Origin of the sequence: Thalassobacillus pellis (genome assembly GCF_016908295.1) — a bacterium.
Taxonomy (GTDB): Bacteria; Bacillota; Bacilli; order Bacillales; family Halobacillaceae; genus Thalassobacillus; species Thalassobacillus pellis.
In genome coordinates, this window is the sequence record NZ_JAFBDO010000001.1 from 1,155,674 (window position 1) to 1,178,891 (window position 23,218).

Annotated in this window: 19 protein-coding genes and 1 other annotated feature; of the genes, 12 read left to right on the plus strand and 7 right to left on the minus strand. The window is 44.2% G+C overall.

The window, feature by feature from the left end; translation table 11 throughout:
- Positions 1 to 2: 2 nt before the first annotated feature.
- The 6 genes from mnmG to rpmH form a co-directional block, all read right to left on the minus strand.
- A complete protein-coding gene (mnmG, locus tag JOC33_RS05360; protein WP_205091419.1) occupies positions 3 to 1,892 on the minus strand; it encodes a tRNA uridine-5-carboxymethylaminomethyl(34) synthesis enzyme MnmG in 1,890 nt (629 codons plus the stop codon).
- A 29-nt stretch (positions 1,893 to 1,921) separates the two neighbouring features.
- Complete coding sequence (gene mnmE / locus JOC33_RS05365) at positions 1,922 to 3,298, minus strand: tRNA uridine-5-carboxymethylaminomethyl(34) synthesis GTPase MnmE (RefSeq protein ID WP_205091420.1); 1,377 nt, start codon at positions 3,296 to 3,298, stop codon at positions 1,922 to 1,924.
- Between the two features lie 296 nt (positions 3,299 to 3,594).
- A complete protein-coding gene (gene jag / locus JOC33_RS05370) occupies positions 3,595 to 4,326 on the minus strand; it encodes an RNA-binding cell elongation regulator Jag/EloR (RefSeq protein WP_205091421.1) in 732 nt (243 codons plus the stop codon).
- Positions 4,323 to 5,087, minus strand: coding sequence for a YidC family membrane integrase SpoIIIJ (gene spoIIIJ, locus JOC33_RS05375; RefSeq protein WP_205091422.1), 765 nt, complete (start codon positions 5,085 to 5,087; stop codon positions 4,323 to 4,325). Before spoIIIJ ends, jag begins: the two co-directional genes overlap by 4 nt.
- 143 nt (positions 5,088 to 5,230) lie before the next feature.
- Positions 5,231 to 5,590, minus strand: coding sequence for a ribonuclease P protein component (gene rnpA, locus JOC33_RS05380; protein ID WP_205091423.1), 360 nt, complete (start codon positions 5,588 to 5,590; stop codon positions 5,231 to 5,233).
- Between the two features lie 56 nt (positions 5,591 to 5,646).
- On the minus strand, positions 5,647 to 5,781 hold the full coding sequence (rpmH, locus tag JOC33_RS05385) for a 50S ribosomal protein L34 (RefSeq protein ID WP_205091424.1): 135 nt from the start codon (positions 5,779 to 5,781) through the stop codon (positions 5,647 to 5,649).
- Positions 5,782 to 6,660: 879 nt separating this feature from the next.
- Between rpmH and dnaA the strand changes: the two genes are divergently transcribed.
- From dnaA to JOC33_RS05425, 8 genes are all read left to right on the plus strand, one after another.
- Positions 6,661 to 8,016, plus strand: coding sequence for a chromosomal replication initiator protein DnaA (gene dnaA, locus JOC33_RS05390; protein ID WP_205091425.1), 1,356 nt, complete (start codon positions 6,661 to 6,663; stop codon positions 8,014 to 8,016).
- A gap of 187 nt (positions 8,017 to 8,203) precedes the next feature.
- Positions 8,204 to 9,337: a DNA polymerase III subunit beta gene (gene dnaN, locus JOC33_RS05395; RefSeq protein WP_205091426.1), complete on the plus strand. Its 1,134-nt coding sequence runs from the start codon at positions 8,204 to 8,206 to the stop codon at positions 9,335 to 9,337.
- 160 nt (positions 9,338 to 9,497) lie between these two features.
- Positions 9,498 to 9,719, plus strand: a complete 222-nt coding sequence (gene yaaA, locus JOC33_RS05400) for a S4 domain-containing protein YaaA (protein WP_205091427.1) — start codon at positions 9,498 to 9,500, stop codon at positions 9,717 to 9,719.
- Positions 9,720 to 9,746: 27 nt separating this feature from the next.
- Positions 9,747 to 10,865, plus strand: coding sequence for a DNA replication/repair protein RecF (gene recF / locus JOC33_RS05405; RefSeq protein ID WP_205091428.1), 1,119 nt, complete (start codon positions 9,747 to 9,749; stop codon positions 10,863 to 10,865).
- A gap of 9 nt (positions 10,866 to 10,874) precedes the next feature.
- Positions 10,875 to 11,168: an extracellular matrix regulator RemB gene (remB, locus tag JOC33_RS05410; protein ID WP_205091429.1), complete on the plus strand. Its 294-nt coding sequence runs from the start codon at positions 10,875 to 10,877 to the stop codon at positions 11,166 to 11,168.
- 104 nt (positions 11,169 to 11,272) lie between these two features.
- On the plus strand, positions 11,273 to 13,180 hold the full coding sequence (gene gyrB, locus JOC33_RS05415; protein WP_205091556.1) for a DNA topoisomerase (ATP-hydrolyzing) subunit B: 1,908 nt from the start codon (positions 11,273 to 11,275) through the stop codon (positions 13,178 to 13,180).
- Between the two features lie 171 nt (positions 13,181 to 13,351).
- The gene (gyrA, locus tag JOC33_RS05420) at positions 13,352 to 15,892 is read left to right on the plus strand and encodes a DNA gyrase subunit A (protein WP_239533977.1); all 2,541 of its coding nucleotides are present in this window, start codon (positions 13,352 to 13,354) and stop codon (positions 15,890 to 15,892) included.
- 278 nt (positions 15,893 to 16,170) lie between these two features.
- Complete coding sequence (locus JOC33_RS05425) at positions 16,171 to 17,256, plus strand: HD domain-containing phosphohydrolase (RefSeq protein WP_205091430.1); 1,086 nt, start codon at positions 16,171 to 16,173, stop codon at positions 17,254 to 17,256.
- Between the two features lie 42 nt (positions 17,257 to 17,298).
- Here JOC33_RS05425 and JOC33_RS05430 read toward each other — a convergent pair whose 3' ends face one another.
- Positions 17,299 to 18,255: a YaaC family protein gene (locus tag JOC33_RS05430; RefSeq protein ID WP_205091431.1), complete on the minus strand. Its 957-nt coding sequence runs from the start codon at positions 18,253 to 18,255 to the stop codon at positions 17,299 to 17,301.
- 176 nt (positions 18,256 to 18,431) lie between these two features.
- Here JOC33_RS05430 and guaB point away from each other — a divergent pair, with 176 nt between their 5' ends.
- The 4 genes from guaB to pdxT all read left to right on the plus strand — a co-directional run bounded on the left by guaB (position 18,432) and on the right by pdxT (position 22,942).
- Positions 18,432 to 19,901, plus strand: a complete 1,470-nt coding sequence (gene guaB / locus JOC33_RS05435; protein WP_205091432.1) for an IMP dehydrogenase — start codon at positions 18,432 to 18,434, stop codon at positions 19,899 to 19,901.
- Positions 19,902 to 20,007: 106 nt separating this feature from the next.
- Positions 20,008 to 21,339, plus strand: coding sequence for a serine hydrolase (locus JOC33_RS05440; RefSeq protein ID WP_239533978.1), 1,332 nt, complete (start codon positions 20,008 to 20,010; stop codon positions 21,337 to 21,339).
- Between the two features lie 111 nt (positions 21,340 to 21,450).
- A complete protein-coding gene (pdxS, locus tag JOC33_RS05445) occupies positions 21,451 to 22,335 on the plus strand; it encodes a pyridoxal 5'-phosphate synthase lyase subunit PdxS (protein WP_205091433.1) in 885 nt (294 codons plus the stop codon).
- Positions 22,336 to 22,351: 16 nt separating this feature from the next.
- Positions 22,352 to 22,942, plus strand: coding sequence for a pyridoxal 5'-phosphate synthase glutaminase subunit PdxT (pdxT, locus tag JOC33_RS05450; RefSeq protein ID WP_205091434.1), 591 nt, complete (start codon positions 22,352 to 22,354; stop codon positions 22,940 to 22,942).
- Between the two features lie 41 nt (positions 22,943 to 22,983).
- Positions 22,984 to 23,203 (plus strand) — a binding site (T-box leader).
- Positions 23,204 to 23,218: the final 15 nt, after the last annotated feature.

Sequence of the window (23,218 nt, forward strand, 5' to 3'; positions counted from 1 at the left end):
AATTATTCGTTGGATACTTTGGCAATTTTCCCTTGTTCGATATATACAAGCAAAATCGAAACATCTGACGGGTTGACTCCGGAAATACGGGAAGCCTGGCCAACCGATAACGGGCGGACCTCTTTCAACTTGTCCCGTGCTTCTGTAGCAATACCATGAATGGCATCATAATCGATGTTTTCCGGGATCTTTTTATCTTCCATCTTCTTCATCCGCTCGATCTGCTGCAGTGCTTTTGCGATATAGCCGGAGTATTTGGTCTGAATTTCTACTTGTTCTTTGACATCTTCCGGTAATTCTTTATCTGCAGGAGTCAACGTTTCAATCATTTCATAAGTCATTTCCGGCCTTTTCAGTAAATCAGATGCCCGGACAGCTTCTTTTAGCGGAGTTCCTCCTGCCTGTTCAACAATCTTCTGCACCTGTTCATCAGGCTTTAGGATTATTCCTTCCAGCCGCTTTTTCTCCTCATCAATCAAGCGTTTCTTTTCCTGGAACTTTTCGTAGCGTTCGTCAGAAATCATCCCGATACGATAGCCGATTTCAGTCAGCCGCAAGTCGGCGTTATCGTGTCGGAGCATGAGGCGGAATTCGGCACGTGAGGTCAGCAGTCGGTAAGGTTCATTTGTCCCTTTGGTAACGAGATCATCGATCAGAACTCCGATATAAGCCTGGGAGCGATCGAGAATCAATGGATCTACATCAGTTGCAAGAGCAGCAGCATTGATACCAGACATGATGCCTTGTGCGGCTGCTTCTTCATAACCGGATGTTCCATTGATCTGCCCTGCTGTAAACAGGCCTTTGATATTTTTCAATTCCAATGTCGGCCACAACTGTGTAGGCACGACGGAATCATATTCAATCGCATAGCCGGCACGCATAATTTCCGCCTTTTCAAGACCTGGCACCGTTTCGAGCATTTTTTTCTGGATGAATTCCGGAAGTGATGTCGACAGTCCTTGGACATAGACTTCTTCCGTATTTCTTCCTTCTGGTTCAAGGAATATCTGGTGACGCGGTTTATCGTGGAAACGGACCACTTTATCCTCGATAGACGGGCAGTAACGCGGCCCTGTTCCTTTAATCATACCAGAGTACATCGGCGATAAGCCGAGGTTTTCATCGATGATTTTATGGGTGTATTCATTGGTATACGTCAACCAGCATGGAATCTGATCCATGATGAATTCAGTCGTCTCATAGGAAAACGCACGGGGCACATCATCTCCAGGCTGAATTTCCGTTTTAGAATAATCAACAGTATGGCTGTTGACACGCATTGGTGTTCCTGTCTTGAATCGGACCATTTCAACACCGAGCTCTTCAAGATGCTCGGATAATGAAATTGTCGGCCGCTGGTTGTTCGGTCCGCTCTCGTATTCCAGGTCGCCAATGATGACTTTTCCGCGCATGAACGTCCCGGTTGTCACAATGACGGACTTAGCGTAATAAGCAGCTTTCGTTTCTGTTTCTACCCCTTTGACTTCTCCGTCCTCTACAATCAGTCGTTCGACCATGCCTTGACGGAGGGTCAGGTTTTCCTGGTTTTCCAGGGTATCTTTCATTTCCTGTATATATAAGGGTTTATCAGCCTGTGCGCGCAAAGCACGAACTGCAGGTCCTTTTCCTGTATTGAGCATTCTCATCTGGATATGAGTTTTATCGATGATTTTACCCATGATTCCGCCAAGTGCATCAATTTCACGAACGACAACACCTTTTGCGGGACCGCCAATTGACGGATTACATGGCATAAAAGCAACCAAATCCAGATTCAATGTGAGCATGAGCGTTTTTGCCCCGCGTTTTGCGGAAGCAAGCGCTGCTTCACACCCTGCATGCCCGGCACCAATAACGATAACATCATAACGTCCAGCATCGTAAGTCATTGGTTGTCAGTCTCTCCTTTTTAAAAAATTTATTTTCCAAGACAGAATTGTGAAAACAATTGATCAATCAAACTTTCATGGACAGTATCTCCGACAATTTCTCCAAGAATCTCCCATGTTCTTGTAACGTCTATTTGGACGACATCTATCGGCATTCCCATTTCCATTCCGTTCAGTGCTTCCTCCAGAGAGCGCTTCGCCTGTTTCAACAATTGGATGTGGCGGACATTCGACACATACGTCATGTCACCTGCATCAAGCTCTCCTTCAAAGAAAACATCGGCGATCGCCTGCTCAAGTTCATCAATGCCTTCTTCTTTTATCAAGGAAGTCGTTATCAATGAATGATCTCTGGCAAGCTCACGGACACGTTCCATATCAAGCTTTTCTGGAAGGTCGGTTTTATTGACGATCACGACAACATCTAAATCCTCAACGGCTTCAAAGAGCTTCTCATCTTCCGCTGTCAGCTCATCCCCATAGTTTAACACAAGGAGAATCAAATCAGCTTCTGTCAATACCTGGCGCGATTTTTCGACCCCGATCCGTTCGACAATATCCTCTGTTTCTCGAATTCCTGCTGTATCGACAAGGCGGAGCGGTACTCCGCGTACATTGACATATTCTTCAATGACATCCCGTGTCGTTCCAGGGACTTCCGTGACAATCGCTTTATTTTCATGGACAAGGGCATTCATCAAGGAAGATTTTCCGACATTCGGCCGTCCGATGATGGCTGTAGCAAGACCTTCCCGCAAAATTTTACCTTGCTGGGATGTCTGAAGAAGTTTTTGAACTTCCTGAAGAACTTCTTTCGTTTTTTCTTCCATCATTTGATGGGACATTTCTTCCACATCATCGTATTCAGGATAGTCGATATTCACTTCCACATGGGCAAGCGTCTCCAGGAGCTGCTGGCGGAGACTTTGTATCAGCTTAGACAGCCTTCCGTCCATCTGCTTTAAAGCGACATTCATCGCCCGGTCGGTTTTCGCCCGGATGAGATCCATGACAGCCTCAGCCTGCGAAAGGTCAATCCGGCCGTTTAAAAAGGCACGTTTCGTGAATTCCCCCGGCTCGGCAAGTCTGGCCCCCTGAGACAAGACTATTTCCAGAACGCGATTCACGGAAACAAGCCCGCCGTGACAATTGATTTCGACAATATCTTCTCTGGTGAACGTCTTTGGACCACGCATGAGCGATACCATCACTTCTTCCGCTGCTTCCTCTGTTTCTGGATCGATGATTTTACCGTAGTGCATCGTATGCGAAGTTTGCTTTTCTAATTTTTTCCCTTCAAACAGATGGTCAGCAATGGATATCGCATCTGGACCGCTCAGTCTGACAATCGCGATCGCTCCCTCTCCCAATGGAGTCGATATCGCTGTTATCGTATCCGTATCCATACGCCCACCTCCTTTTTTAACATATCTAGAGTAGTGTATATCAGTTATCCACATAGGAATTTTTAATAATGTCACTAACTTATTAGATTACCACATTTCCCTCTCATTTGAAAAGATTATCAACAACTATGAAAAAAGCATTTCCTCCTATTAGGTTGTCCACATGTGAATAACTCGTATTCATTTTATTAAATTTATTCAGCATTATAAAAGCATTCAATATTTTACCCCTTCAACAACCGGAGTGCACACAAAAAAAATCCGCCAGCAGTGCTGACGGAGGCAGGATAATTCTATTATTTTACCGGCCGGATGACCACGTAACGTTTAGGTTCGTTTCCAGCGGAATAGGTTTCAACCTGGTTATGATTCTGCAATGCGGTATGAATGATCTTACGTTCGTAGGATGGCATTGGTTCAAGCTTGACATCTTCATTAGTGCGCAACGCCTTTTCAGACAGCCGGCCAGCCAGGGTTTCTAATGTATCCTTGCGTCGGCTGCGGTAGCCTTCCGCATCAACTACGACGGTATAATAGTTATTCGTCTGGCGGTTGACTGCAAGATGCATCAAATATTGCAGCGCGTTCAGCGTCTGTCCACGTTTCCCGATCAGCATGGCGATTTTTTCACCGACGAGTTCAAAATGGATATCCCGCCCTGATACTGTGGTCTTCACTTCAGCTGGAGCACCCATTTGTTCAGCAATCGATGCCAGATATTGTTCCGCATTTTCGATAAAATCGTCAGGATCACCGGCTTTTTCAGCAACGGTCTCTTTTTCGACGGTTTCGACCGGCACTTCTACCGATTGGTTATCTTCTGTGTACTCAGCTTCGGCCGGTTCCTTCACTACAGCATCGACACGCAACACTTTTACGATCGACGGCTTGCTGCCAAAGCCGAAAAAGCCTTTTTTACCTTCATCAATGATTTCAACTTCAACCTGGTCCCTTGATGTTTGTAACTGCTCTAATGCTGATTGGACCGCATCTTCAACTGTTTGTCCAGTAGCAGTTATTTGCTTCACTTGGCTTTTCCTCCCGTTTCTTGTTTATCCATCATTGGTTTACGGATAAATACCGTTTGGGCAATCATGAACAAGTTACCGACTACCCAGTATAGGGCAAGTGCAGATGGGAAAAAGAATGCGAATGTCCCGATCATAATCGGCATGAGATAAAGCATCATTGTCATTTGCGGGTTCTGAGCAGCAGCGGCGCCGGCCATCATCAGCTTCTGCTGAAGGAATGTCGTCAGCGCGGTAACAACTGCAAGAATGTAACTCGGTTCTCCAAGCTCCATCCAAAGGAAGCTATGGGTTGCGACTTCCGGTGTCCGCATGATCGCATGATAGAAACCGATCAGAATCGGCATCTGTACGATTAACGGCAGGCAGCCTGCCAACGGATTGACTCCATGCTTTTGGAATAGCGACATGGTTTCCTGCTGGAGCTTCTGCTGTGTCTGGGCATCCTTAGAACTGTATTTTTCACGGAGCTCTTTCAATTCTGGCTGGATGTCCTGCATCGCTTTCGAGCTTTTCAATTGTTTCACGTTTAACGGTAATAATACTAGTCGAATGATGATTGTAATGATTATGATAGACAGGCCATAGTTCTCTCCCGTCACATCAGCAAAATATTCAATTGCCTGGGATAACGGCCAAACAACGTATTCATTCCAAAAACCGGTACTGTCTTTTGTAATATCTTCATTAACCTGGGTACACCCTGTCAATAAAGCGAGTATTGCAGGCATGGTTAACAGCCACAAAACCTTTTTGCGCAACGTCCCTTCCTCCTTACTTCTACTACAACCCGCTGCAGCGGGGCGATTCATCGGCGGCACTGATCGTACCATTTTAGTAGGTCGTAAATTTTCAGTTTTAATCTATTAAACATTTTAGCATTTTAACAGGTCGTAATTCTATATCAAATCTTAGACTTCTTGTCATTTGTCATGATTTTCGACTTGGACAATACGTGTGTAAGACTTTTCTTAATCTGATGAAAATCCATATCCTTTGTTGGTTTCCGGGCAATAATAACCAGATCATATCGTTGATCTATGGCATCGTCCAGTTCATGGAGAGCTTGTCTTAAGTATCGCTTGATCTGGTTCCTGACGACGGCGATCCCTATTTTTTTACTGACCGACAGTCCTACGCGGAAATGAGACTGCTCGTCGTTCTTCAAATAATAGAGGACGAGCTGGCGGTTAGCGAATGATTTCCCTCTCTTGAAAACCTGTTGGAATTCTTCATTTTTTTTAATCCGGTACGCTTTCTTCATTGGTTGAATCCTCCACTTTTACGAGAAAAAAAGACCACTGACTTGATCTCAGTGGCCTATGCAGATAATACTTTTCTTCCTTTACGGCGACGACGAGCCAAAACTTTACGTCCGTTCTTAGAACTCATGCGCGTGCGGAAACCGTGTACTTTCTTACGCTTACGATTATTTGGTTGAAATGTACGTTTCATTATATAGACACCTCCTGGTGAAATTGTTCTACATTCAATGCTAAAAGGCAGTCCAATTAATTATAAAGAACCCTGGGGAGGAATGTCAACTTATAATTTAATCTTTCCTCCATCCACTTGATCTCACAAAAAATTATAGTAAGTAAGCTTGCATTCACTCGTATTTATTCGATTGTAAGTTTTTTTTGAACTTAGACCATACAAAAACCAAGTCGAAAAGCTCCTTTGCAAAAAAAATTTATACTTTTTTCTTAAATGAATTAAAAGAAGCACCAGAGCTTCCTTCCATAGAAAATTTCCCTGCCAGATAGAATTCATCTGTATTATAACAAGCCTGTTCCATAACACAAATAGGACAGGTGAAACTGGATGGCCACCTTGCATTTTTCATCGAAATTGTGGATAATCCACAAAGGCTGTGAATACATTTTTCGACGGATTCTGACTATCCACACCATATATTGACAACCTAATCACAAAATATAGTGCTGTGGATATTTTTTATCTACAACCTGTTGTGATTGTGGATAAACATAGGAAAACCGTTGCAACTCTAGGATTTATTTGGTATTATATTTGTGTTTTAAGCTTGAATAATTGTTTCCCGGAATAATTCTTTTCCACAGGTTGTGGATAAATTGTGGACATTCACACACAACCCTGTAAACAGAGTTATACACAAGTATGTGGATAATGAAAATAATTTATTTTATTCCTATCAAGACGGTTTTAAACTGTCCACAAGCTTACTAAATAAAAATCTACTTTTACGATTTTCAATTATCGACGTTAACCGCCTTTCGAGCTTTTTTCGCACGTTCGAAAATAGAACGAGAGGTTTTTTGTTTCTGTGCAACTGGATGAAAGGGGTGAAGGGATTTGGAAAATATCCACGAACTCTGGGATGGTACCCTTGAGAAAATGAAAGAAAAAATCAGCAAGCCAAGCTTTGAAACCTGGCTGAAGGCAACAAAAGCTGATTCTTTAAAAGAAAATACATTGACGATCGTCGCTCCCAATGAATTTGCAAGGGACTGGCTGGAAAACCAATATTCCAAATTAATCAGTGAAACATTATATGAAGTGACTGGGGCTGAACTCGAAACTAGATTCATAATTCCTGAAAACAAAGACCAGTCTCTTGATGAAGTGAAGCTGGCAGCAAAAAAAATTCCGGAAGTAAAACAAAATGACGGAGACGAGTCCCCCCAAAGCATGCTGAACTCGAAATATACATTTGATACATTCGTCATCGGATCCGGCAATAGGTTTGCCCACGCAGCATCTCTGGCGGTAGCGGAAGCTCCAGCCAAAGCCTATAACCCTTTGTTCATATATGGGGGGGTCGGCCTGGGAAAAACCCACTTGATGCATGCGATCGGCCATTATGTTCTGGATCATAATCCGAATGCAAAAGTAGTCTATCTATCTTCTGAAAAGTTCACGAATGAATTCATTAATTCCATCCGTGACAACAAAGCCGTCAATTTTCGTAATAAATATCGCAGTGTTGATGTCCTATTAATCGACGATATTCAATTTTTAGCTGGAAAAGAACAAACTCAGGAGGAGTTCTTCCATACATTCAATACACTGCATGAGGAAAGCAAGCAAATCGTCATCAGCAGTGATCGACCGCCCAAAGAAATTCCGACACTGGAAGACAGGCTTCGTTCCCGTTTCGAATGGGGGCTGATTACAGATATCACACCTCCAGATCTCGAAACGCGAATTGCCATTCTGCGTAAAAAGGCTAAAGCAGAAGGACTCGACATCCCAAACGAAGTCATGCTTTATATCGCCAATCAAATTGATACGAATATCCGTGAGCTGGAAGGTGCGTTAATCCGCGTAGTTGCCTATTCCTCATTGATCAACCGTGATATAAATGCTTCTCTGGCAGCCGAGGCATTAAAAGATATTATTCCAAGCTCGAAGCCGAAAGTTATTACAATTGGAGATATACAAGAGATGGTAGGGGAAAAATATCATGTGAGATTAGAAGATTTTGCAGCGAAGAAGCGGACAAAACAGGTAGCATTCCCGCGGCAGATCGCCATGTTTCTTTCCAGGGAACTGACCGATTATTCCTTGCCTAAAATTGGGGAAGAATTCGGGGGAAGAGACCATACCACAGTCATACACGCTCACGAAAAGATTTCAAAAATGCTTGCGCAGGACCAGAATCTTCAGAGGGAATTGGATGAAATCAGAGAGCGTTTGAAATCCCATTAATTAGCACTCATACTGAATATGTGTATAAATGATTCTTATTTGCCAACAGTCTATCCACATGTGGATAGACTTTGTTTCCTGGTAATTTCTGAAGTTATCCACATAATCACAGGCCCTATTACTACTATTACTATTTTTTTATTAATAAAATATATATAAATAACGATTCTTTAGGAGGAATTTTTCCATGAAATTCATTATCCAGCGAGATCAGTTGATGGACAGTGTCCAAAATGTAATGAAAGCCATATCTTCAAGAACGACAATTCCAATTCTGACCGGTATGAAATTAGAAGCGAGTGAACAAGGGGTCAAACTGACTGGAAGTGATTCAGATATTTCTATCGAATCTTTCATCCCTGCAGAAGAAGATGGCATTGTCCATGTCGAACAGATCGAACCAGGCAGCATCGTCCTCCAGGCAAAGTATTTCCCGGATATCGTGCGGAAGCTTCCACAAAAGACGGTTGAAATAGAAACGGATGACCGCAGGAACGTAACAATTCGTTCCGGCAGTGCTGAATTTCATTTGAATGGCCAGGATGCAGAGGAATATCCACAATTGCCACAATTACATACAGAAGAAAGCTTCGAAATTCCAATCGATTTGTTGAAAAACCTGATCAGACAGACCGTATTCGCTGTTTCAACTTCAGAAACACGGCCAATTCTCACAGGTGTTAACGTAAAAATTGAGGATGGAGAACTGCAATTTACAGCCACTGACAGTCATCGTCTTGCTTCACGAAAACTTCCTTTAGAATCAAACCTTACATTCGGAAGTGTGGTTATCCCTGGTAAAAGCCTTACTGAATTGAATAAAATTTTGGGAGATTCCGAGGAAAATATCGAAGTAAGCATTACGGATAACCAAGTATTATTCCGTACGAAGCATCTTTATTTTCTATCACGGCTGCTTGATGGGAATTATCCGGAAACATCCCGCCTGATCCCTGATGAAAGCAAGACAATTGTTATCATCGATGCCAAAGAATTTTTACAGTCGATTGACCGTGCATCTCTTCTTGCAAGGGAGAACCGTAACAATGTCGTTCGTCTGATTACCAAAGAAGATAACAGAGTAGAAATTAACGGGAACTCACCTGAAGTGGGAAATGTCGTGGAAGAAGTAAGTGCAGAATCGATAGAAGGGGAAGAGTTAAAAATTTCCTTCAGTGCCAAATACATGATGGACGCGTTAAAAGCACTCGGAACTGATCAGGTAAAAGTTGAATTTACCGGCGCCATGCGGCCATTTTTAATCCGTGCCATCGATAATGACCAAGTATTGCAGCTGATCTTGCCTGTACGGACATATTAAACGAAATCACTAAAAACGGAAGAGCGGCGTTATAAGCGATAATAGCGTCGGGCTCTTCCGTTTTTGCTGTCCATGCGTCATAAAGTAGGCTCTCTTTTCTTTCAGGCATTTCTTTAGTAAAATAGATAGAAGGTCAAACTATATGAATTAGGGTGAGAAAATGCACGATAAAATAGAAATTACTACAGAGTATATCCAGCTTGGCCAATTCCTTAAGCTTGCGAATGTAGTGGAATCGGGCGGAATGGTGAAATTGTTCCTTGCTGATTATGAGGTCTATGTGAATGATTCTCTTGAAAACCGCCGCGGACGAAAACTGTATCCCGGAGATCGGGTGGAAATTCCTGAGGCAGGTACCTTCGAGGTAATTAAAGAGAACTGATCGGTTACTGGCAGAAAGGATATTGGCATGCATATCAAAGAAATCAAGCTGCGTTCTTTTCGGAATTACAATCAAATTGAATTACAGTTTGACGATAAAATTAATGTCATCATAGGAGAAAATGCCCAGGGGAAAACAAATCTTATGGAGGCTATCTACCTTTTAGCTTTTACGAAATCTCATCGGACGCCAAGAGACAAGGAACTTATCCAATGGAGCCAAGAGTATGCTAAAATAGAAGGTAGTGTTATAAAAAGGAATCGTCGTTTTCCGCTTGAGATAATTTTGTCGAAAAAAGGAAAAAAAGCTAAACTCAATCATTTGGAACAGAAACGTCTCAGTGATTACATCGGGGCGTTGAATGTAGTTATGTTTGCACCTGAAGACTTGAACCTTGTGAAAGGTAGTCCTCAGGTGCGTCGTAGGTTTATTGACATGGAAATCGGTCAAATCCAGCCTGCATACATTTATCATCTTGCCCAGTATGTGAAGGTGCTGAAACAGCGGAACCATCTGCTCAAGGACCTGCAGCGGCACCGACAGACGGACAAAACAATGCTTTATGTGCTGACCGACCAGCTGGTTGAGCATGCGGCAACTATCCTTGAGAGGCGCTTTAAATTCTTGAAGCTGCTCAGGAATTGGGCAGGCCCGATCCATAAAAGCATCAGCAGATCGCTTGAGACTTTGGAAATACACTATGAGGCAAGTGTACAAGTATCAGAAGATATGAAATTGGAAACAATAGTTAATAGATATCAAGAAAAGTACTCGGAAATAGAAGACAAGGAAATCGACCGTGGGACGACATTGGCAGGCCCCCACCGCGATGATCTCCTCTTCCATGTCAACGAAAAGAACGTCCAGACCTACGGCTCACAAGGGCAGCAACGGACGACAGCCTTATCTCTGAAACTTGCAGAGATCGAATTGATTCACAATGAAGTGGGTGAATATCCAGTCCTGCTCCTGGATGATGTTTTGAGTGAACTGGATGACTACAGGCAGTCCCATTTGCTGCAGACTATCCAGGGAAAGGTCCAGACTTTTGTTTCAACCACGGGCATTGATGGAATCAATCATGAGGCAATGGCCGGGGCAGAGATTTTCCGTGTTGATAATGGCACAATCGAAACAGAGAAATGAGGTGGAAGGTTGTTCATTCATATTGGTGATGACCAGGTAATCCGCTCAAAGGATGTAGTAGCAATAATTGATCATAACTTAATATCGTCTTCATCCATCATCGAAGAGATGATTTTCAATCAGCGGAAGAATAAAAATGTGATCGAAAATCAGGCCCAAGATGCCAAGGCAATTGTCATTACCCAGGATGAGATTTTTTTCAGTCCGTTATCTGTGATGACTTTGAAAAAACGTGCCAACATGATGGCTACTTTAAATAAATTGGAAGATTTCTCAGAAAAAATCATCGACGAAGAAGCATGAAATAACGTTGCTGCGATAGCAGTACAGGTTATGGATTTATTTTTCCAGGATGAGAACATAAACTTCTGGAGGGAATGTAGGTGAAAACCGTGAGTGAAGAAGCAATGAAAAATATCGAGTCTTATGATGAAAACCAGATACAGGTGCTGGAAGGTTTGGAGGCTGTACGTAAACGCCCGGGAATGTACATCGGTTCCACCAATGAAAAAGGCCTGCATCATCTTGTATGGGAAATCGTCGATAACAGTATCGATGAAGCGATGGCCGGCTATTGTGACACAATTGAAGTGATCATCGAAGAAGATAACAGCATCACCGTCACGGATAATGGTCGGGGAATTCCTGTCGGTATGCATGAGAAAGCTGGACGCCCTGCAGTGGAAGTAATCATGACGGTGCTCCACGCCGGGGGTAAATTCGGCGGCGGCGGATATAAGGTTTCAGGCGGCCTCCATGGTGTCGGGGCTTCTGTCGTAAATGCGTTGTCCACCTATTTGGAAGTGTTTGTTCATCGTGATGGAAAAGTCCATTACCAGAAATTTGAGCGCGGCGTTCCTATTGGTGAGCTGGAAGTGATCGGAGATACGGATATCACGGGAACACGTATTCATTTTGACCCGGATCCGGAGATTTTTTCAGAGACGAAGGAATACAACTATGACACACTTGCCCATCGTCTGCGGGAGCTTGCGTATCTGAATAAAGGATTGACGATAACCGCTCTGGATAAACGTGATGAATCCGAGAAAAAGACATTTTATTACGAGGGTGGAATCGTTTCCTATGTCGAGCATATGAACAGGACGCGGGAAGTATTGCATGAGCCGTTCTATGCGGAGGACGAACAGGATGGAATCACTGTCGAAGTTGCTCTTCAGTATAATGACGGATTTGCAAGCAACATCTATTCGTTTACGAACAATATTCATACGTATGAGGGCGGTACTCATGAATCAGGTTTTAAGACCGGCTTAACTCGTGTGATCAACGATTATGCCCGCCGGAACAATATGTTTAAAGAAACAGACCCGAACTTAACAGGGGATGACGTCCGGGAAGGATTGACCGCAATCATTTCCATCAAGCATCCGGATCCGCAGTTTGAGGGGCAGACGAAAACGAAACTCGGAAATAGTGAAGCGAGAACTGTTACAGACGCCTGTTTCTCAGAATCTTTTTCCAAGTTTCTGTTTGAAAATCCATCCATGGCGAAAAGTATCGTAGAAAAGGGTTTGATGGCATCCCGTGCCAGGATGGCGGCTAAGAAAGCCCGTGAATTGACACGGAGAAAGAATGCTCTGGAAGTATCCAACCTGCCGGGTAAGCTTGCTGACTGTTCTTCCCGTGATCCGAAAATCTCTGAATTGTATATCGTTGAGGGTGATTCTGCCGGAGGATCCGCAAAGCAGGGGAGAGACCGTCACTTTCAGGCGATTCTTCCATTGCGGGGAAAAATCATTAACGTGGAAAAAGCAAGGCTGGACAAGATTCTTTCCAACAATGAAGTGCGCGCAATCATCACAGCGCTTGGAACCGGGATCGGTGAAGAATTCGATCTTTCTAAGGCCCGGTACCATAAGCTTGTCATTATGACTGATGCCGACGTCGATGGTGCCCACATCAGAACGTTACTGTTGACCTTTTTCTACCGTTACATGCGGCCATTGATCGAAAGCGGCTATGTGTATATCGCCCAGCCGCCGCTATACAAAGTGACACAAGGAAAAGCCATTCATTATACGTATAGCGATAAACAGCTTGATGCCTTACTGGCTGAGCTGCCGAAATCTCCGAAACCAGGCTATCAGCGCTACAAGGGTCTTGGGGAAATGAATCCGGAGCAGCTTTGGGAAACAACCATGGATCCGGAAACCCGCACACTAAAACAAGTCAATATGGAAGATGCCATTGAAGCAGATGAAATTTTCGATATATTGATGGGGGACAAGGTGGAGCCACGGCGTAACTTTATCCAGGATAATGCACAATATGTCAAAAATCTCGATGTCTGATTCTATTAAAGGTCGGGCTAAGCTGAAACACATCTTCAACCAGCAGATACAATAAACAATCACAAAAACAGTCCCACTTTACATGAGTCCGGGACTTTGATGGATGACAATACATGAAGGCTGCAGCAGATTTGCAGTCTTCCTTCCTCATCTGTGATAGGAGGTAATTTCATGGTGGATCAACCAAATCGTCCACGCGTCCAGGAAGTAAATATCAGTCAGGAAATGCGGACATCATTTCTCGACTATGCGATGAGTGTCATCGTAGCAAGGGCTTTGCCGGACGTCCGTGATGGACTAAAGCCTGTCCATCGCCGTATATTATATGCCATGCACGACCTTGGCATGCATTCCGACAAGGCATATAAAAAGTCAGCCCGTATCGTCGGTGAGGTCATTGGTAAGTATCATCCCCACGGTGACTCGGCGGTTTATGACACGATGGTACGTATGGCACAGGATTTCAACTATCGTTACATGCTTGTAGACGGGCATGGCAACTTCGGTTCTGTAGATGGTGACGCGGCTGCTGCCATGCGTTATACCGAAGCCCGGATGTCCAAGATTTCGATGGAAATTCTGCGTGATATCAATAAAGATACAATCGATTACACCGATAACTATGATGGGGCCGAAAAAGAACCAATCGTACTCCCATCCCGTTTTCCAAACCTGCTTGTAAACGGTACATCCGGTATCGCGGTCGGTATGGCGACCAATATCCCGCCTCATCAGCTAGGCGAGGTCATTGATGGCGTGCTTGCTGTAAGTAAGAATAAAGACATTACTATTCAGGAATTGATGGAAAACCATATTCATGGACCGGACCTTCCTACTGCCGGACAGATTCTCGGTCTTAGTGGTATAAGGAAAGCCTATGAAACTGGTAAAGGCTCCATTACCATAAGGGCAAAAGTAGAAATCGAAGAACAGGCAAACGGTAAATCCCGTCTGATTGTTACCGAATTGCCTTACCAGGTCAATAAAGCGCGATTAGTGGAAAAAATCGCAGAGCTTGCCCGTGATAAGAAGATCGACGGTATTACCGATCTCCGTGATGAATCAGATCGTAACGGCATGAGGGTTGTCATCGAACTGCGTAAAGACGTCAACCCGAACGTACTTTTAAATAATTTATATAAACAAACAGCCTTACAGACGTCCTTCGGGATCAATATGCTGGCATTGGTTGGCGGACAGCCGAAAGTGCTTAATCTGAAACAATGTCTGGAGCATTATCTGGATCATCAGAAAGTAGTCATCAAACGCCGCACAGCTTATGAACTCCGAAAAGCAGAAGCCCGGGCTCATATTCTGGAAGGTTTGCGGATTGCTCTGGATCATCTTGACGAAGTGATCAAACTGATTCGTGAATCACAGACGACCGAGATTGCGCGCGAAGGCTTGATGACACGTTTTGAGCTGTCAGAAAAGCAGGCTCAGGCGATTTTAGATATGCGTCTGCAGCGTCTGACCGGTTTAGAACGGGAAAAAATTGAAGAGGAATATAAGGGATTGGTTGATTTAATAGCCGAACTGAAAGCGATTCTCGCCGATGAAGAAAAAGTATTGGAAATCATCCGTGAGGAATTGACCGAAATCAAGGAACGTTTCAATGATGAGCGACGTACAGAAATTGTCGTCGGAGGCACAGACTTTATTGAAGATGAAGATTTGATTCCTGTCGAAACAATTATCGTGACGCTTACCCATCAAGGGTATATCAAACGACTTCCTGCATCCACGTACCGAACGCAGCGACGCGGCGGGCGCGGTGTCCAGGGTATGGGGACCCATGAAGATGATTTCGTGGAACACCTATTATCCACATCGACGCATAATACGTTACTTTTCTTTACGAATAAAGGGAAGGTATACAAAGCGAAGGGCTATGAGGTGCCGGAGTTCAGCCGGACAGCAAAAGGAATTCCGATCATCAACATGCTTGAAATCGAACGGGATGAATGGATCAATGCCGTCATCGCCGTAGAAGATTTCGTGGATGACTGGTATTTCTTCTTCACGACTAGAAAAGGTGTCTCCAAGCGGACTTCTATATCCCAGTTTGCCAATATCCGAAAAGGCGGTCTGATTGCTCTTAATCTCCGCGAAGAGGATGAATTGATTTCTGTCCGTCTGACTAATGGCGAAAAGGATATCATGATCGGCACGAATAACGGTATGCTGATCCGTTTCAATGAGGACCAAGTCCGGACAATGGGCCGGACAGCAGCTGGAGTCAAGGGGATCTCCCTCCGTGAAGGAGATGAGGTGGTTTCGATGGAAATCATCGAAAATGACCTGGAAGTCCTTACTGTGACTGATAAAGGCTTCGGTAAACGAACGCCAGCATCAGAATACAGAATCACCAATCGTGGCGGTAAAGGAATTTTGACTTGTAACCTGACAGAAAGAAATGGCAAGGTTGTCGCAGTGAAGGCTGTGACCGGAGATGAAGATGTCATGATCATCACAGCAAGTGGTGTGTTGATCCGGATGCCGATCGAAGGTATTTCAGAAACTGGCCGTAACACACAAGGGGTCCGTCTTATCCGACTACAGGAAGAAGAAGCTGTTGCTACAGTAGCAGTACTCGAACCTGAAGAGGAAGAAGAAATAGAGGAAATGGAAGCAGCAGTTGAAGCAGCAGATGAAGTGATTGAAGAAAACGTGGAAACTGAATCTGAGGACACAGAAACCGAAGATGAGTAGAACAACTGGATAGAGTTACAGCAGAATGGCTGTCCCATAGCAGTGCCCCGTCACGTTATGGGGCAGCCTTTTCTGACACTTTAAGAAAGTTTAACTTTGTTAAAGGATTAAAGTATAAGCAAAACTAAGGCTTTCGCGATAAGTACTTGGCGAAAATCCGAGTTTTTCCAATTGTTATTAATGATTAAGATGGAGTGGGATTTGAAATATTTGAGAGTCCTTTTTATCAGTTGAAACAGACTGAATTCCCATCCATCAAATATAAAGGGGGAGTACAGGTGCGGGTACATCCAACGCAAATCATACCAGGCTGCATCATTACCAGGGATGTGATCGGCAAGACTAATCGTCCGTTGGTTCCGAAAAACACCGTTGTCCAGGATATACATATCAAAGTGCTTCAAAAATTCATGGTACCGCATGTGGAAGTCGGACCTAAGCTATCATCAGGAGATCCATTCTTTCCTGAATATCCAATGGAAGAGGCAGAAACAGCTCAAAAAGCGGAGATGGTAACGGAGGTCTCTTTTACAGAAAAATACCTGCAAGCAGTAAAAGATTACCGAAAATGGTTTAACAACTGGCAGGGAGGAGCCCCTGTCGATATCCAGCAAATACGGGATAGGATTATGCCCTTACTGGAATTTGCGAAGGGGTCAAAAAAAGATATTTTCCAGCTCCATCACTTTTCAACAAAAAATGATTATCTCTTCCATCACAGCGTAGCAGTTTCCGTGATTGCTGCATTTTTAGGAGAAAAACTGAAGCTGAGCCACGGGGCGTGTATCCAGCTCGGGCTAGCAGGACTGTTAAGTGATTGTGGAATGGCAAAAGTGGACAAGCGACTGCACTTTAAACAGGAACCCCTTTCAGAAGAAGAATATAAAGAAGTGAAAAGACACCCCACTTATTCCTACCGGATGATAGAAAATACAACAGCATTGAGCCATGGGGCTAAGCTTGGGATACTCCAGCATCATGAACGTTTAGACGGTAGCGGGTATCCCCTTGGTTCGAAAGGGAAGAAAATCCATCAATTCGCGAAAATCATTGCGGTGAGCGACATGTATCATGCCATGACTTCTGAACGCCCCTACCGTAAAAAGCAGTCTCCCTTCAAAGTGCTCGAAGAAATGATCCAGGCGCAGTTTGGACAGTTCGAACTAACTGTTGTCCAAATGTTTATCGACAGCATGACCAACTATTCGACTGGAACAAAAGTGAAGCTATCTGACGGTCAGACAGCTGAAATCATTTTCGTCGAATCGGCCCAGCCGACAAGGCCGATGGTCAGGCTGGAAAATAATGATATTATTCAATTGAAAGAATTCCAGGATATCTTCATTGAGGAAATACTGGATTGATAAGATGGGCTGTTCCTATGGAGCGGCCTTATTTTTTTGCCTTTAAGATCCTGCATTGTTTTCCGATTGTAGCCAGGCTGCTATCATCTTTTCCATTTTGGCAGCTGTCACTTCCATGAAGGCAAGTACAAATGAGTAATCCTCAGTGTCTCGAATTTGGTGCAGATCCATCCACCATTCGACTTCATAGCGGCAAATCATACTCAAATTATAAAGGACGATATAATGGATCATCACTTCAGGGAGATGGTCCATTGCATCTCTGGATAATGAAGTATAAAAATGATGGGAAGTACTTGAGAAATAGAATGGATGGGACAAATAGGGAACTAATGGTTCTTGCAAAGCTATTTTAACCTTGCCATCCTCCAGCGCCCAATTGGAAAAATTATAACGGGAGAATCGCTGTTTCAATTTCCGTTCTGTAAGAGAGTGACCATCAAGCGCTTTCAGGGGAAGCTCGACTGCAGTATCACCGGCCGCCAGCATTTCCAATAAGGGAATGCTCCCTTTCCAATGATAGATAGGAGACATTTCCGGTATCAATCGCAGCAGCTGGTCCATGTTCGTTTTATCATTTTGAAAAGGAGAGCAGTTGAATAGAGTGGAACAGGCATAGGCGAATAAGCCATTTGGCTGGATTTTCACTTCATCCTGGAGAAAGGAATAATTCTGCTTTTTCTTTTTTCTTGTCGTCAACCCGTGAGCCAATACTTTAGTGGATGGGGGATAATCCGGATCCCTGACGAGCAGGCAGGCTTTCAACAAGTGTCCAAGTCCGTAGAATAATAGCACTGGCTGTAAGGTGGCAGGAGAGTTTCGGCCGGCAGCAAGGAAAGTCTTGCCGTGTTCTAAGAAATAGCAGAAACGGTCGCTATTTTTATAAGCTTTATGACTCGCTTGTTCCTTCCCCTGTCTTTCATAGCTGCCAGCAAGAAATTTCCGGGCATTCGGAACAGCCTGTAAATATGTTAGAAAAGACTGATTATTCTGTCTCAAAACACTTTCCCCTCTCACAACGGAATGCTCCCGTTCATCCATGATTTTACGGTTGAAAAAGCCGGATTGTTGGCGTATTGTAAATAACAATAAGAAGTTATGTCAGTCATTGCTACCACTAGCTTAACCCATTTTATCCCAAACTATTTAACCATGAAAAAAGGAGAGGATCGAGCATGCGTGAAGATAAGTTCGCCAAGGAAGGTTTGACGTTTGATGATGTACTGCTAGTTCCGGCAAAATCGGAAATTTTGCCTCGGGATGTGTCAGTGGCTACGGAGCTGTCACCGAGTCTGAAATTGAACGTACCAATTTTGAGTGCCGGTATGGACACGGTCACTGAAGCAAAAATGGCAATTGCCATGGCACGCCAGGGAGGACTTGGTGTCATCCACAAAAATATGTCCATCGAAGAACAGGCGGAACGTGTTGATCGTGTGAAGCGGTCCGAAAGTGGGGTTATCTCAAACCCATTTTACCTGACACCTGAAAACCAGGTGTTTGCAGCAGAGCATCTGATGGGTAAATACCGCATTTCCGGAGTCCCGATTGTCGATAATGAAGAGAATCAGCGCCTGGTTGGCATCATTACCAATCGTGACCTTCGTTTTATTGATGACTATTCCATGCAGATTTCTGACGTCATGACCAGTGAAAATCTAGTAACAGCACCAGTTGGTACAACATTAGATGAAGCAGAAAAAATCTTGCAGCAGTACAAAATCGAAAAACTGCCTCTTGTCGATGAACATGATGTGCTAAAAGGCCTGATCACCATTAAGGATATCGAAAAAGTGATCGAATTTCCTCATTCCGCTAAGGATTCACAAGGCCGGCTTTTGGCTGCAGCGGCAGTCGGAGTCACGGCTGATGCCATGACTCGTGTGGATAAGCTTGTCGAGGCGGGCGTTGATGCATTGGTTGTCGATACAGCCCATGGTCACTCTCAAGGCGTTCTTGATCAGGTAGCGCGTATTCGGGCCAAGCATGACCATGTCAATATCATTGCAGGTAATGTGGCAACAGAAGAAGCGACCCGTGAATTAATTGAAGCTGGTGCTAATATCATCAAAGTAGGAATCGGTCCAGGCTCGATATGCACAACCCGTGTGGTAGCAGGCGTTGGTGTTCCTCAAATCACCGCTGTCTATGATTGTGCCAAAGAAGCCAGGAAGTATAATGTCCCAGTCATAGCCGATGGCGGTATCAAGTATTCCGGGGATGTCGTCAAGGCGCTTGCTTCAGGCGCACATGCCGTTATGATCGGAAGCATGTTCGCAGGAGTATCCGAAAGTCCTGGCGAAACAGAGATTTTCCAGGGACGCCGCTTTAAGGTTTACCGTGGAATGGGGTCAGTCGGTGCAATGGAAGCAGGCTCGAAGGATCGCTACTTCCAGGATTCTGAAGAGAAGAAAAAACTTGTCCCTGAGGGTATTGAAGGACGCGTTCCTTATAAAGGGCCACTGGCTGATACCCTGCATCAGCTTGTAGGCGGCCTTCGTTCGGGAATGGGTTACTGTGGTACACCAGATTTGGAAACCCTGCGTAACGACGGAAAGTTCATCCGCATCACAGGTGCAGGATTGCGGGAAAGTCATCCCCATGACGTACAGATTACAAAGGAATCTCCGAACTACTCCGTTTAACCTAGATAATTTATAGTAGACAGGGACTTTTCCCTGTCTATTTTTTTATGTAAACCTGTGATAAAATAACAAAGATGCAAAAAATATACCGTGGAGGTCGAGTAAGTTGAAATTTAAGTTTAAAACATCATGTGCAGTCATCCTGGCTATCATGATCACATTGATAGGATTTGTCCAACCTGACACTACATATGCACAAGTAGATATAGAGGCGAAATCCGCCATTTTAGTAGATTTCAATACTGGACAAATTCTATTTGAAAAGGAAGCAGATTTGACGCTGCCTCCGGCCAGTATGACAAAGATGATGACAGAATATTTAGTTTTGGAAGCGATCGAGGAAGGTAAAATTTCCTGGGATACGACTACGCAAGTCAGCGATTATGCCTATTCTATTTCGGCTAATAGTAATTTTTCAGGGGTCGGATTGACGCAGAGCCAGGATTATACGGTGCGCGAATTGTATGAAGCAATGGCAATCAATTCCGATAATGGTACGACTATTGCCTTGGCTGAGCTTGTTGCTGGATCGGAAGGCGAATTTGTTAAAATGATGAATGCAAAAGCGAAGGAAATGGGTCTTCCTGATTACAAATTTGTCAATTCAACCGGATTGCCTAATAGTTTACTAGGAGAAAATCACCCGGAAGGTACGGAGCCCGATGCAGAAAATCTGCTTTCAGCGAGATCAGCTGCACTTCTTGCTTATAACCTCATAAAAGATTACCCGGAAGCAATGGACTTTTCAAGTATTACGAAGACAGAATTTGACGGACAGGAAATCATCAACTGGAACTGGATGCTCCCTGACATGCCTGGATACTTGTCCCAATTCGGCTATAAAGGCATGGACGGAATGAAGACGGGCTATACAGAACTTGCCGGGAACTGTTTCACAGGGACTGCAGAACGTGACGGACGCCGTCTAATTTCTGTAATTATGAAGGCTGACAGCCGTGCGTCCCGTTTTGAACAAACACGTCAATTACTGGATTATGGTTTTAACCAATTTGAAATTAAAGAAATGTACCCTGCAGGTCATCAGCTTAAAGAAAAAGCAGCACTGCCTGTTACAAAAGGTAAGGAAGAGCAGGTAGCAGTCGAAACAGGTGCTGTTCTTAAAACCGTTGTAAAAAGCGGGGAAGAAGAAAATTATAAGTTGAAATACACCTACGATGAAAAGCAACTGAACAAAGATGATCAATTGACCGCGCCGGTAGAAAAAGGAGCAAAAGTTGGTACAGCCACGCTTGTTCATACTGGAGGAAAAGAACTTGGAAACATTGTTCCTGATGAAAAGGGCAGCCAGAGTGTAGCAGTGGTTACCTCTTCTGCTGTAGAAAAATCCAATTGGTTCATGTTGTCAGTCGGGGCCGTCGGTGACTTTTTCGGGGATATTTTTAACGGTGCAGTAGATACTGTTACAGGATGGTTTTAATCCCGATTTCATGAGTAGGAATTTGGATAAAGATACGTTATAATTGTCAAGTAGACTGAAATTCAAATTTTTAGTAAAAATATATAACACAGGGAAATAGGAGGAGACATCATGTCAAGATTAGGTACGGACAGAGTAAAACGCGGAATGGCAGAAATGCAAAAAGGTGGCGTCATCATGGACGTCGTAAACGCCGAGCAGGCAAAAATAGCAGAGGAAGCGGGCGCTGTAGCAGTTATGGCCCTTGAACGTGTTCCATCAGATATCCGTGCAGCAGGCGGAGTGGCACGTATGGCAGATCCGACTATTACTGAAGAAGTATTGAACGCCGTTTCCATTCCTGTAATGGCAAAAGCACGTATCGGCCATATCGTGGAAGCACGTGTGCTTGAGGCTATGGGCGTTGATTATATTGATGAGAGTGAAGTATTGACCCCAGCTGACGATATTTACCATATCAACAAGCGGGACTTTACCGTTCCATTTGTATGCGGATGCCGTGATCTTGGAGAAGCGACCCGTCGTATTGGAGAAGGTGCTTCCATGCTCCGTACTAAAGGGGAACCAGGCACAGGAAACATTGTGGAAGCCGTGAATCATATCCGTAAAGTTCAATCTCAAATCAGCCACCTTCGCAGTTTATCAGAGGATGAGGTAATGGTTTATGCCAAAGAAAACGGAGCGCCATTTGAAATCTTACTGCAAATTCGTGAAGAAGGCCGCTTGCCAGTTGTAAACTTTGCTGCCGGCGGTGTAGCTACACCATCAGACGCAGCACTGATGATGCAGCTTGGAGCAGACGGCGTATTTGTTGGATCCGGTATCTTCAAATCTGATAACCCAGAAAAATTCGCCCGTGCGATTGTCGAAGCGACAACACATTATGAAGACTACAAGCTTATTGGGGAACTTTCCAAAGGTCTTGGCACAGCGATGACTGGCATTGAAATGTCCACATTGACGCCAGCTGACCGTATGGCCGACCGCAGCCAATAAAAAGGAGACATGCATCATGATTAGAATTGGTGTGTTGGGGCTTCAAGGAGCGTTTCGTGAGCATATCCGTTCCGTAGAAGCTTCCGGTGCTGAAGGCATCATCATCAAACGTGTAGAACAATTGAATGACATTGATGGCTTGATTATTCCAGGCGGCGAAAGCACAACGATGCGCCGTCTGATTGATAAATATGAGTTTCTTGAACCGTTACGCCAATTTGGAAAACAGGGCAAACCAATTTTCGGAACTTGTGCAGGGATGATCCTGCTCGCTTCTGAAATTGCTGGCTTTGACCACCACCATCTGGGATTGATGGACATTAAGGTAGAACGGAATGCGTTTGGACGCCAAAGGGAAAGCTTTGAAGCCGACCTTGATATCAAAGGAGTGGCAGAGGCTTATAACGCTGTCTTTATCCGTGCGCCATATATTTTGGAAACAGGTGCTGGAGTAGATGTTCTAGCTTCTTATAATGACCGGATCGTCCTTGCACAGCAAGGTCAATACCTTGCCTGTGCGTTCCACCCGGAACTGACGGATGATCATCGATTGACGGCTCATTTCGTCACCATGGTGGAAGAGTCGAAAAAAACGCTTGCATCCTGATAAGAAATTCGCTATTCTTTATAAACAAACAATTGAAATGAAAACTTGCAATGACAGGAAATAGTAACAGGGTACCTTTCTAAAGAGAGTCAGTGGCTGGTGGGAACTGACGGAAGGAAGCTGTGAATCCATCCTTGAGCTGATTTGCTGAAAACGCCAGTAGGCAAATCCGGTGATTCGCCGTTAACGAAGTTGAGCCGGGAGACATTAGAAGTCTCCAATCAGGGTGGTATCGCGGGAATTGAAGCTCTCGTCCCTTTTTCAGGGATGGGAGCT